Annotated in this window: 9 protein-coding genes; 1 reads left to right on the forward strand and 8 read right to left on the reverse strand. The window is 36.3% G+C overall.

All coding sequences use genetic code 11. From position 1 onward, the window contains the following. Positions 1 to 2: 2 nt before the first annotated feature. Both WC614_02710 and WC614_02715 read right to left on the reverse strand, forming a co-directional pair. Positions 3 to 1,424: a hypothetical protein gene (locus WC614_02710; GenBank protein MFA5031908.1), complete on the reverse strand. Its 1,422-nt coding sequence runs from the start codon at positions 1,422 to 1,424 to the stop codon at positions 3 to 5. A gap of 52 nt (positions 1,425 to 1,476) precedes the next feature. Then, on the reverse strand, positions 1,477 to 2,517 hold the full coding sequence (locus WC614_02715; protein ID MFA5031909.1) for a PDDEXK nuclease domain-containing protein: 1,041 nt from the start codon (positions 2,515 to 2,517) through the stop codon (positions 1,477 to 1,479). A 224-nt stretch (positions 2,518 to 2,741) separates the two neighbouring features. Between WC614_02715 and WC614_02720 the strand changes: the two genes are divergently transcribed. Next, complete coding sequence (locus WC614_02720) at positions 2,742 to 2,993, forward strand: hypothetical protein (protein MFA5031910.1); 252 nt, start codon at positions 2,742 to 2,744, stop codon at positions 2,991 to 2,993. A 581-nt stretch (positions 2,994 to 3,574) separates the two neighbouring features. On the opposite strand, the gene WC614_02725 is transcribed toward WC614_02720, so the two are convergent. From WC614_02725 to guaA, 6 genes are all read right to left on the reverse strand, one after another. Then, on the reverse strand, positions 3,575 to 6,454 hold the full coding sequence (locus WC614_02725) for an ATP-dependent DNA helicase (GenBank protein ID MFA5031911.1): 2,880 nt from the start codon (positions 6,452 to 6,454) through the stop codon (positions 3,575 to 3,577). Between the two features lie 176 nt (positions 6,455 to 6,630). Beyond that, a complete protein-coding gene (locus tag WC614_02730; GenBank protein ID MFA5031912.1) occupies positions 6,631 to 8,004 on the reverse strand; it encodes a proton-conducting transporter membrane subunit in 1,374 nt (457 codons plus the stop codon). Positions 8,005 to 8,132: 128 nt separating this feature from the next. Continuing rightward, positions 8,133 to 8,603 carry a hypothetical protein gene (locus WC614_02735; protein ID MFA5031913.1) on the reverse strand — a complete coding sequence of 157 codons (471 nt, stop codon included), beginning with the start codon at positions 8,601 to 8,603 and terminating at the stop codon, positions 8,133 to 8,135. Positions 8,604 to 8,614: 11 nt separating this feature from the next. Further along, positions 8,615 to 10,072: a T9SS type A sorting domain-containing protein gene (locus tag WC614_02740; protein MFA5031914.1), complete on the reverse strand. Its 1,458-nt coding sequence runs from the start codon at positions 10,070 to 10,072 to the stop codon at positions 8,615 to 8,617. After that, complete coding sequence (locus WC614_02745; GenBank protein ID MFA5031915.1) at positions 10,062 to 10,319, reverse strand: HypC/HybG/HupF family hydrogenase formation chaperone; 258 nt, start codon at positions 10,317 to 10,319, stop codon at positions 10,062 to 10,064. Before WC614_02745 ends, WC614_02740 begins: the two co-directional genes overlap by 11 nt. 95 nt (positions 10,320 to 10,414) lie before the next feature. Continuing rightward, complete coding sequence (guaA, locus tag WC614_02750; protein ID MFA5031916.1) at positions 10,415 to 11,941, reverse strand: glutamine-hydrolyzing GMP synthase; 1,527 nt, start codon at positions 11,939 to 11,941, stop codon at positions 10,415 to 10,417. Positions 11,942 to 12,013 lie beyond the last annotated feature (72 nt).

Here is a 12,013-nt window from a genome sequence, read left to right on the forward strand (position 1 = left end):
CTCTATTTCTTCAACTTTACAATCCCGTTATCCGTTCCAAAATATACATAACCTTTATCCACAACAACGGAATAAACAATCCCATTCATATACGAATTTTTTTCGTCATACCTGTTCCACGACTTGCTGTTCTTATTAAAAACCCCTACTCCCCTATCCGTCCCAACATAAAGCGTATTTTCATCCGTTCCAAAACACATAATTCTCTCGCCCGGCAAAACCGTAGGATAATTAAACCTATCCCAATTATTATCTTTTTTATATACCAATAAACCTTGTTTAGCACCAAACCATTTTCCGTATTCGTCAAATAATAACCTATAAACCCCATGACTCATAATTTTATCTGGGTCATTAAACTGAACCCAGCCTGTATCATTCAAAGAAAATACACCCCTATCAGTAGCTATCCATACCACCGTAGAACAAACCGCTACATCGTTCACGCAGATATTTTTAATTACCGTTCCCATATAGCCATTAGTCAATTTTAACAACCCGCTATTAGTCCCAATCCACAACTCGTCTCCTTTTACCGCAAGCGAAAATACATCACTCGCTTCTATAAAATTATACCATATATTTCTTGATTTATTAAACTGTGAAACTCCTATTTGGCTGCCAAACCACATATATTTATCATTAAAAGCCATTGCCGTAATTTCCGAATTCAAAAGATTGATTGTGTTGGAAAACAGATACGAACTAAAAGCCCCCTGTCCGATAGCATAATTTCCTATCTCTGATAAAGCACCAAACCATAAAGTATCTCCCGTTTTAAACAACGACATTATTCGTCCTGAAGGAAACCCGTATAAACAATGTTCCAGTAAATTAAAGCCCGCGGCACTGTATTTATAAATCCCGTCCCCGGAAGTGCCTACCCACAAGAATTGTTCATCTACTTCCGAACAAACAACGGGATACCTGTTAAGAGATTTATCCATTGTATACCACGGTGCCAACCACGAATACTCCTGCGGAGAATTTTTAGGTTCCCAACTTATTTGTTTAGGCACCGAATCCGTAAAATCCGAAGACCCCGAAAATTTATCAACTTTAATGTATTTATTCCCGTTTCGTAAATATATATATCTATCTGAAACCCCAAGAGAACATACTCCTGCGATATTATTCATATCTATAAACTTATAATTCTCAAAAGTAGGCGTATATTTACCAAGCCCTTTAGGTGTAGTAAACCAGACTTCTCCCGTATAAATATCCTGTTGAATTAATTTAATATCCAATGGAAGAGCATCTCTTGAAACCGGGACTTCATACTTTTGAAAAAGCTTATCATATCTTAATATCCCTTCTCCCGCAAAATAAACATACCTGTTCCCTGCACTGATGGAATTCACCACCCGCATATTCCTTAATAGTTGCCAATCGGAAGGGTTACTAATATAACAAAAAATCATTAATATAATCATTTCTACTAAAAATCAGACAGAATGCCTCGTCCTGATGGGGTTATTTACTGTCTTCTAATTTCACATGTGTGGTCAACATTGCTTTATGTAACTTTTTTGCAAACAATTCTTTTGGTGGTAATTTGGTTAAATATTCAGCAATTTTTATCCTATCTTGCGGTAAAAATAATAACTCAATCTGCTCTTTTCCTTTTTCAGAACAAAGAATAATTCCAACAGGCGGATTTTCGTCTTCATCCATTTCATATTTTTCTATGTATCTTAAATAAAGTTCCATCTGACCTTTATATTCTGCCTTAAACTTGCCAAGTTTTAAATCTATCACAACAAAACATCTAAGTTTTCTATGATAAAATAGCAAATCAATATAATAGTCTTCATTATCAACAGTAATCCTTTTTTGTCTTGCAACAAAATAGAAATCTTTTCCTAATTCAAGAATAAATTTTTCCAGAGTATTCAATATTGCTTTTTCCAAATCTTTTTCACTATAAGTATCGTTGAGTTCAAGGAAATCAAGGACATAGGGGTCTCTAAAAACTAATTCCGGGGTTATCTTATCTTTTTCTTTCAATTCACTCAATTGGTTTTTAATGGTTTTCTCCGGAAGTTGTGATAATGCAGTCCTTTCATAAAGCATACTGTTTATTCTTTCCTGAAGTGTGCGGGTACTCCAGTGTTCTTTTATGCATAAAGTAGCATAAAATCTCCGTTTTAGGTTATCTTTTATAGGCAAAATGGTTATTATATGTGTCCAGCCTAATCCTTCAAATTCTCCAAGTAGTGCACGGAAGATTGGGTATGCTTCATATAGCTGAATCATATACCATAAGTTCCGTTTTGAAAATCCTCTTCCATAAACAGGAACTAATTGTGCAGTCAGTGATTGCACTATTTGTTTTCCATATTCTGCCCTATCAGATTTTATTATTTCTTCCCTTATATTTTTACCAATATTCCAATAAAGAATAACCATTTCTTCATTAATTGTAACAGCAATTTTTCTTTTTGCCAGTTCAATTAAACCGGAGATTTTATCAAAAAGACCTTTATTTTTTTCAATCTTATTAAGGTTTTTCATAACTATTAATACCTTATTAATAAACTTTCATTCAGTCAAGTTATATTTTACACCCCAAAAATGCCCCTGCCCTGCCCATTGAACATACTCTCCAAGTTTCAAATATCCTATTTTATCTATTACTCCAACAGTTTTGTTATATCTTTAGGTAATCCCCAAAAATCATTTGACAAGATTAATACTATTAATACTTAATGATAAAAGTTAATACTTGGGGGTGTAAAATGAGAAATTGTATTCATGTGTCAACTACTCTTGAAAAAGGTCTATTGCAGAGGGTAAACGATTTTTGTGCGCAGGAAGAACGTTCAAAATCATGGTTGATTTCAAAAGCAGTAGAAAGATTATTAGACGAATTAGAAACAAAAACTTCATTTTCTACAGATGAATTGGAAAAACTTGAAAAAATAGCGAATCAAAAAGGAAAATCGTATTCAACTCCTAAACAAGCAAAGAAGCATCTACTTGCTCTATGAAATTTGAATTTAAGCCTTCTTTTGACCATTCTGTAATACCAAGTTGCTAACAATCTGTTTAGTTAGAGTTCGTGACGAAGGAGCGTTACTCTAACTTATCCAGTCTTTATTAGCTTACTTGGAATTATAGAAAGCCCTTGAGCAATAGCGATTAGGGATTCCTATCCAGTCTGTTTGATACGAAGCCCTGGGCAATAGCCCTTAGGGATTCTTATCCGGTTAGATACCAATAAGCTCATATAACCATTTGTTATCCTGAGTTTAATAGGTTATCATTTTAATAGCGATTTGGTATAAAACGACTGGATTCCTCAAGAAAAGAAAAAGTAAAAGAAGCAGTTTTAAGAACTATAGATTTTTTTGAAAACCACATAAAGCCCAAAGGGTTGGGGTTAAAGTGTTTCAAAGGGGATTATTGGGAAATTAGAGTAACCCTAAAAGACAGGGTAATGTTTCGTTTTCAGAAAAATCTCGTAGAATTTATCATTGCCGGGACACACAACGAAATAAAAAATTTCCTGAAGCATAGCTAACATTCTTTATTATATAAAATTTACTTTTTTATGAATTTCTTCTGTTTTCTATTTCTTATAAGGACATAGTGTTTTGCACGAACAATACTCGCATACCCCGGGATAACTTGGACGCGTATCAAAATCACCTGACCTTATTCCATCTGCCACTATTTTAATCGTATCCCGCGTTTTTTCTATCTTCTTTGGAATATCTTTTAACTCTCCAATTACCCCACCTTCAACAAAATGAAACTCTACCCGGCTCGGTACATTTTTAAATCTTTCAAAATACGCTAGCGCATAAACCGGCAGTTGCACGCTCCCGCGCACCCGCTGGTTTGCTTTAATAATAGTATTAACATCCCCCGTTTTATAATCTATTATTATCCCGCCTTCATCTACCCTGTCCCAGCGTCCTCTTACTTTGACGTAGTCACAAATAAATGAAAATTCTTCTTCCACATATAAAGGACTCCCGCCGGATTGCTCTTCCTGTTCCCAGAATTGTCTTATAACTTCTTTTCCTTTTTGATAACGTTCATCCTCGTGTTCCCTTGAAATAAACCCCTCGCTCTCCCACGAAGACTCAAAAACACGAATAGTAGCTTCTAATGATAACGTTCTTCCTGATTTTTTGTATTTCAAGTAAGATTCTATTGCCTTGTGAACCGAGCCTCCGTAAATCATTGCATGATGTTTCGGGGTCGGAATTCTGAGCCAGTGCAAATACCAGTATTTACGCGGACAACTTAACCAATCATCTATGCCGGTACTTGACAGTTCAACCAGCTGAATATCTTTGAGCAAATTCAACTGTATTGCTTTAACATCTTTATATCTCGATATTTTTTTAAGAGTCTCGGCTTTCTCAGTCATAAGCTCTGCTTTTGGTATATCCAAGGTCTCCATAACGAACTGGGAAAGTTTCTTTTCCCGCTTTCCACCGTAATCTACCCCGGAACTTAAAATCAGTGTTTCTTTTGCTCTCGTCAACCCTACATAAAATAACCGCCGTTCTTCCTGTAAATGAATCTCCTCTTCCGACAACTGCAACATCTGCTCTTTTATCAACTCCAAAGGTATCTCTACCAGTGTAGGCATTTTATAATGAGGGAAATTATCCGTTACAAGCGCAGGTAAAAAAACAACCTTAAACTCAAGTCCTTTTGCTTTGTGGACGGTTAGAATACGCACTGCTTCGGCATCAAAATCCGCCTGCGCACACGGAGGGCTGCTTCCCAATGAAATTAAACTGTCTATATAATTTATGACAAAAGGTAATTTGTTGTTTGAAATCACATCCATTATATATTCAACTAATTTGAAAAACTCCGAAATGTTTTTCATACGAATTTCCGTCTCTATTGAAGGCTTTGCAACAAGACTGTTAAGCCACCCCGTCCGGACAAGAAACTCGTAAAGAACTTTACTAACCGAATTAACCGAAGCTAATTTGCTAAAAAACTCAAAATCATTCAAAAACTTTTTAATAATAACTGCTCCCTTTTCAGAGATTTCTAACTCTTTATTCAAAGCATCATATAAACTTAAGTGACGCAAATGAGCAAAACTCATACATTTATAAAGGTCAGGCGAATTAAGTTTATATGCAGGGGAACTTATAACATCATATAAAGCCTGGCTGTCGGAAGAATTACTGATTACGCGTAGAAAATTAAGTAAAACTTTTACCTCTTCCCTATCGTAAAGACTCTCTCCCCCATCCGAAAGCCACGGGATTCCTTTCAAATTCAAAGCATCCAAAAAATGCGCCGCTCCGCCGTTAGTCCGAACAAGTATCGCAAAATCACTGTATTTATATCCTTTTGCAACGTTTTCTATAATATAGTCAACTATCGCGTCCGCTTCTTCCGAAACAGTAGGATACTGACAGTATTTCACTCCATTACGCTTGCTTTTTGAATCAGCAATAATGGATTTGTCGATTTTTAACTCTGTTTCCAACCTATACGGATTATTAAACGTAATAAGTCTATGCGCAACGTCAAGAATGGATTGAAGACTGCGGTAATTCCTGTTTAGAATAACGGTATGGGTATCGGGATAAGTCGTTTTGAACCCTAAAATATTCGAAAGACAGGCGCCTCGAAATTTATAAATAGACTGGTCATCATCACCAACTACGGTCAAATTAGGATTTTCGCCTGCTAAAAACTTAAGAAACTGGAATTGCGCATAATTAGTATCCTGGAATTCATCTACTAATATATACTTAAACTGCGATTGAACACGCTTTAATATACTCGGTCTGGTACGGAAAAGCTTTATCGGTAAAGCTATTAAATCTTGAATATCTACATATCCCGTATTCCTTAGTAATTCTTCATAACTCTGATACCAGTTGGCAATCTCAACTTGTCTTGTAAATCCTTCTTTCAATTCAGTCTCCCTATTAATGTCTAAATTAGTTTTCGCATATTTTAAATACTCTTCCACGTTTACATCCTCATCTTTTACCCTTGAAATTAAATTCAAAAAAGCGTATAAATATTTTGTAGGATTGGATGGCGGACGAAAATAATTCAACGGGAACTCAAACAGTTTTTCCTTTAAGAGAAAGAGCAATTCCGTAGTTGATAACACTTTAAAATCCGGGTTTATCCCTAATTCAAACGCAAATTCCCTGATTAACCTTTGCCCGAAAGAATGAAAAGTGCTGATTTTAGTTCCAACCCATCCATAAGGGACCAATGAATCAACCCGTCTTTCCATTTCTTCCGCCGCTTTATCAGTAAAAGTAAGCGCAAGAATTTCACTCGGTTTTGCTTTCTTTGAAGAAATAAGGTATGATATACGGTGAGTAATTACACGAGTTTTTCCTGTTCCTGCGCCTGCAATAATCAATAAGGGACCTTCTCCAAAAGTTACTGCCTCAAGTTGTTGTGGATTAAGCGCAGATAGAATTTTATCTTCTTTTAAACTCATAATTTTTTAATATACTTAAAGTTTTTAAACATTGCAAGTGATTTTTTACAAACTCTGCTGATAGTCCTTAATACTATAGTCCAGAGTTTGTTGCAAAATCTACATTCCGGAACGCAAAGCAACGCACTGCAGTGGTTTGAAATTTGGATTTAACTTTTACGCCCTATTTCGAGGATTTACTTCACCAACAAAAGAAACCTTGATACAAAAAGACCTATCAATAAGGATAATATTCCTAATATAAGAACACAGGTAACCATAGTCTTACTCAGAGTAATATCAAATTTTTGTTTCAAATCTCCAACAAATACTGCATCAAATAAACGCCATATATAGAACAAAGTTAACATTGCAGAGAAAATCGCCAACACTGCAATCCATATGTGTCCGGCAGTTAGAAGTCCCATAATTATCATCAATTTCGCCCAGAATCCGCCAAACGGAGGTATTCCTGCAATGGAAGCTGCGCAGAACAAAAACCCTATTCCTGTAATCGGACTCACTTTAATAAAACCACCTAATTTACGAATATCCCTTGTATGAAAATACTTTTCTACAACTCCGGCGCCAAGAAATAAACCACCTTTTCCAAGAGCATGGGCAAAAGCATAAAGCAACGCCGCATTTGTTGAAAACTCATTTAACAGCGCAAACCCGAATAAAATATAAGCAATCTGGGATATGGTAGAATACGCTATTATCTTCTTCATATCGCTAGATACAAGCGCTGCTCCACCCGCAATAATAGATGAAATTATGGCAAGAGGAATAACCCACTGGGCAGTGTAATTAAACGTACTAACCCATATCTTTGCAAACGCAAGAACTCCGATTTTTGTAATTATCCCGGAAAGTAACGCAGATGAAGGCGACGGTGCAACAGGATGAGCATCCTGAAGCCATGTATATATCGGCAGGCACACGGATTTCGCAATTAACCCAAGAAAAATAAGATTAAATATCAATTCCGGGGAATCAAGAGTCTGTCCTCTCAATAAATCAAGGTCAAGCGTCCCTTTTTGAAGGTAAATAAATATAAACCCTAATAACATCAGTGATGACCCCAATAAAGTCATCATAAATGATTTATCGGCAATTTTAATGTTCGCAGCTTTTCTCGTAAAACCAATAAGACGCCAGGTGCAGAATGCCGCAATCTCCCAAAAAACATAAAGCAAAATAAGGTTATTGGAATACGCCACTCCCATAAGCGAACCAATTAATAATGTAGTTATGAAATAATATTCGTTGGCATTTTCTTTTATATAATTTACCGAGTAAATAAGCGCAACTAACCCAAGAAGTGAAAACATAAGCGCAAATACAAGTCCAATTTTATCCAATTCAAAACTTACACTGAAAAAATCCGCATTTAATAGCGATATCCAGTATGTTTGCCCATTCATAACAGCAGGAATAAGCAAAACAGTTAGAATAAAAGAAACAGCAACCAATACGATAGCACACGCTTCTCTTGCGCGAGGTTTAAGAACTAAACATAAAGCCGAACCAAACAAAGGAATCGCGATTGATAAAATCAATAACATCATAATTTGTAGGTTTTACATAAAATTAAAACAATGTCAAGGAAAAATCTGGGGCGTATTTAAAAAACTTAATCCCCCCAGAATAAAAAAAGGCTTCACCTTTTGGATGAAGCCTTTTTCTTTTTAATTTATTAATCATTCATTCGTTTTTCTTTCAAACCTTCTCTCTTCATTCGTTCATCTTCGCTAATAAGCCTATCCTTCTCCGTAATCTTGAAATCTTTCTTGTCCACAGCCCATTTTATCACGCCATGTTTATAATTCGTTATATACCGATATACCAGTTTATCATAATGCCCATAATAATCAGTATATTTAAGAATAATGGTATCTACAGCTGAAACTCTTATCCTGTAACTGCAAGAAAACCAATCAAGGGGGATTATAATTTTATATGAACCCCATTTATCTGTTGTTGTCTCCCATTTTGTATCTGAAAGCCAATCCAACCCCTTGCAAATGTCAACCATTACCTTAGCATTAGCTGCCGGGTCCTTACCAATTCTAACTCTACCCTTAATAATACACTGTGGCTCTTTTCTTTTTGGCGCACAACCACCGGCTACTAACACAACCAATACTAATAAAAGAATTCTGCGCATATACCCCCCTATTATTTTAATACAGTCAATTTCCTTGTTTCTTTATAATTTCCAACCTCAAGACTATAAAAATAAATACCTGATTTCATATCCCTTTTATCCAAAGATACAGTATGCGAACCTGCCGCTACTTCTCCATTTAAAATAGTTTTTATCAATTTCCCTGCTAAACTATAAACCTTTATCGCTACATTACTCTTGTTCGGCACTTTATACTCAATAACAGTCCCATCCGAAAACGGATTAGGATAGTTTTGATATAATACATAATTATTAGATATGCTTTTGTCAATTTCTTTTATTCCCACTGAACCCATTCTTATGATATACATATCTGTTTGCCCGGAAGTAAAATACTCTCCTACCCCTGCAACTACATACCCGTTATCCGAACATTGTACAATAGAATTTCCTCTATCGTCTCCGTTCTTTCCAAAAGTTCTTGTCCACAAAGTATCCCCGGTGGAATTCGTCTTTATAACATAAACGTCTTCCCATGTGCCACCTAAAGTCGAAGTATATCCACTAATGACAAATCCATTATCACTACATTCCCGGACAGAATATCCCCTGTCATCCCCGGTTTTACCATAAATCCTTGTCCATAGAGTATCCCCGGTCGAATTTGTTTTTATCAAATATACCTTTTCGCTTCCTGTTTTCGTATATCCCGTAAGAATAAACCCACCATCACCACATTGCTTAACATCATACGCACAATCATTGTTGCTCTTTCCAAAAGTCCTTGTCCATACCGTATCTCCGCTTGAACTTATTTTTATAAGATAAACATCATCATAAGTAGTAACTCTGCTGGAACCTGCAATTACAAAATTACCATCTGCGCATTTCGCTATGGAATAACCATAATCGTCTTCTGCTCCTCCAAAAGTCCTTGTCCATATCGTATCTCCAAAAGAGTTTGCTTTTATAACGTACACGTCATTTTTACCTGCGCCAAAAGAATTCGTATACCCTGCAATTATAAAACTTCCATCATTACAAACTTGAATTGAACGTCCAAACTCACTTTGACTTCCGCCAAAAGTTACGGCCCATGACGAATCGCCATCCTCATTGACTTTCAATAAAAGCACATCCGTAGATAGACTTCCTATTTCACCTGCAATTATATATCCTCCGCCACATTTTTGCACACAACGTCCTTCTTCATAATCTGTCCATCCGTAGTTCTTTGCCCAAACCGAATCGCCTGATGAATTTGTCCTCACAAGATAAACATCCGATTTCCCCACCCCAAATGACCACGTTCCTCCGGTAACTATATATCCACCCGTTCCTGAACACTCCTGTATGCAATTTCCCCAATCCCATTCATCCCCGCCATAAATTCTTGTCCATAAAGTATCAGGTCCGCTTGCATATACCGGCATAACAATCAAACCAAAAACAATCGCTAATAATGTTTTCTTCAGAAAACTTTTTACATTCTTACTTTCACAAACCATTTTCCCCCCTGTTTTTTGTTGCTGCTTTACTTGCTTCCATTAATTCTCTAAAACTGTCTAACGTTTTTTCTGCTTCTTTTTCATCTATTATCTCTATGGCAAAACCGGCATGTAGAATAACCCAGTCACCGATTTTGACCTGAGGAACAAGCTGAATATTGATTTCTTTCTGCACACCCGTCAATTCAATAAGCGCAGTTTCCTCATCGTTTATTTTTACGACTTCTACAGGTATTCCAAGACACATATCTCAAATCCAAAGTCTCTTTTGTTTATTAGTTTTCAACCTTTTTTGTTTTCTGTTTATTCCGCAATCCAAAATCCACAATCTAAAATTTAAATTCATTCCCACTCAATGGTTGCAGGTGGCTTATGTGTTATATCATATACAACACGATTAACTCCTGTCAACTCATTAGTTATTCTTGTCGACATTCTTTCAAGTATTTCATAAGGAATATCCACAAACTTCGCAGTCATAGCTTCACGGGAATCCACGGCGCGAATGGCAATCGTATATCCATACGCACGACTATCCCCTTTAACCCCGGTAGTATAAGTATTCGTCAAAACCGCAAAATATTGCCATAATTTTAATTTACTTCTATCAAGTTCATATCTGACAATTGCATCCGCTTCCCTGAGCAATTCCAACCGCTCTTTAGTAATGTCTCCAATAATCCTGACCGCTAAACCGGGTCCCGGAAACGGCTGTCTGTTAATAATAAAAGGCGGTAAATTTAACTTTTTCCCAACCCTGCGTACTTCATCTTTATAAAGTTCTTTCAAAGGCTCTACTATTTTCTTAAATTTTACATTCAAAGGTATTCCACCGACATTGTGATGAGTCTTTATAACGGCAGAGTTCTGGGAACTTCCTGATTCAATCCTGTCAGGATAAATAGTTCCCTGCAACAGGTAATCCGCATTTACTTTTTTTGCCTCTTCTTCAAATACCCTTATAAATTGTTCCCCGATAATTTTTCGCTTCTTTTCAGGGTCAACAACTCCTTTTACGGCAGACAAAAAACGGTCTTCTGCATTAACTTTTATAAAATTCACTTTTAATTTTTTGATTACTTTTGCAACTTCTTCCGCCTCATCTTTCCTCATAAACCCGTGGTCAACAAACACTGTTGTCAGATTATTTCCTAAAGCTTTTGCGCCAAGCGCGCCTGCTACTGATGAATCTATGCCTCCGGAAATGGCAAGAATAGCTTTACGATTCCCAATTTCGGCTTTTAGTTCGTTAACGGAACGGGTAATAAAATCTTCGAGTTTCCAGTTGGGTTTACAATTACTTATGGCAAAGATAAAATTAGATAACATCTTATCGCCATATTCGGTATGTACAACTTCAGGATGCCATTGTAAACCATAGAGTTTATAGGTTTTATGCTTAAACGCAGCAACAGGACAATTTTTTGTATGCGCAAGAATTTCAAAATCTTTTGGAAGAGAAACTACACTATCTCCGTGACTCATCCACACTTTAATGGATTTTTTCAACCCTTTCAACAAACCGACAGGCTTTTTTATCGTTACTTCCGCAACACCATACTCCATTTTATTACTTCGTTTTATTTTCCCGCCAAGATGGTGCGCAATAAGCTGATGTCCGTAACATAAACCCAGAATTGGAATTCCTTTATATAACAATTTAGAAGAAATTTGAGGAGCGTTTTCACAATATACGCTCGATGGCCCGCCGGATAATATTATCCCTTTCACATTTGTAGGCAACTCCTCAGGAATAGCTTCCGGACTTACTATTTCAGAATAAACATTCTGCTCTCTTACTCTTCTGGCAAGTAAATGGCAATACTGCCCTCCGAAATTTACTATATAAATTGTATCAGGATTTTTCATTTATTGTAAGTCAAGCTTCCAGCTTGATAATGTTTTTTCAACGGTAGGCAGGCAACTTGATAATATTTTTTC

The sequence above is a fragment of the bacterium genome (assembly GCA_041649255.1).
Lineage (GTDB): Bacteria > Hydrothermota > UBA3073 > JACQXS01 > JAQTXJ01 > JAQTXJ01.

Coding starts and splice junctions, on each gene's coding strand:
- WC614_02710 (MFA5031908.1), bottom strand. CDS start 1,424: ATGATTTTTTGTTATATTAGTAACCCTTCCGATTGGCAACTATTAAGG.
- WC614_02715 (MFA5031909.1), bottom strand. CDS start 2,517: ATGAAAAACCTTAATAAGATTGAAAAAAATAAAGGTCTTTTTGATAAA.
- WC614_02720 (MFA5031910.1), top strand. CDS start 2,742: ATGAGAAATTGTATTCATGTGTCAACTACTCTTGAAAAAGGTCTATTG.
- WC614_02725 (MFA5031911.1), bottom strand. CDS start 6,454: ATGAGTTTAAAAGAAGATAAAATTCTATCTGCGCTTAATCCACAACAA.
- WC614_02730 (MFA5031912.1), bottom strand. CDS start 8,004: ATGATGTTATTGATTTTATCAATCGCGATTCCTTTGTTTGGTTCGGCT.
- WC614_02735 (MFA5031913.1), bottom strand. CDS start 8,603: ATGCGCAGAATTCTTTTATTAGTATTGGTTGTGTTAGTAGCCGGTGGT.
- WC614_02740 (MFA5031914.1), bottom strand. CDS start 10,072: ATGGTTTGTGAAAGTAAGAATGTAAAAAGTTTTCTGAAGAAAACATTA.
- WC614_02745 (MFA5031915.1), bottom strand. CDS start 10,319: ATGTGTCTTGGAATACCTGTAGAAGTCGTAAAAATAAACGATGAGGAA.
- guaA (MFA5031916.1), bottom strand. CDS start 11,941: ATGAAAAATCCTGATACAATTTATATAGTAAATTTCGGAGGGCAGTAT.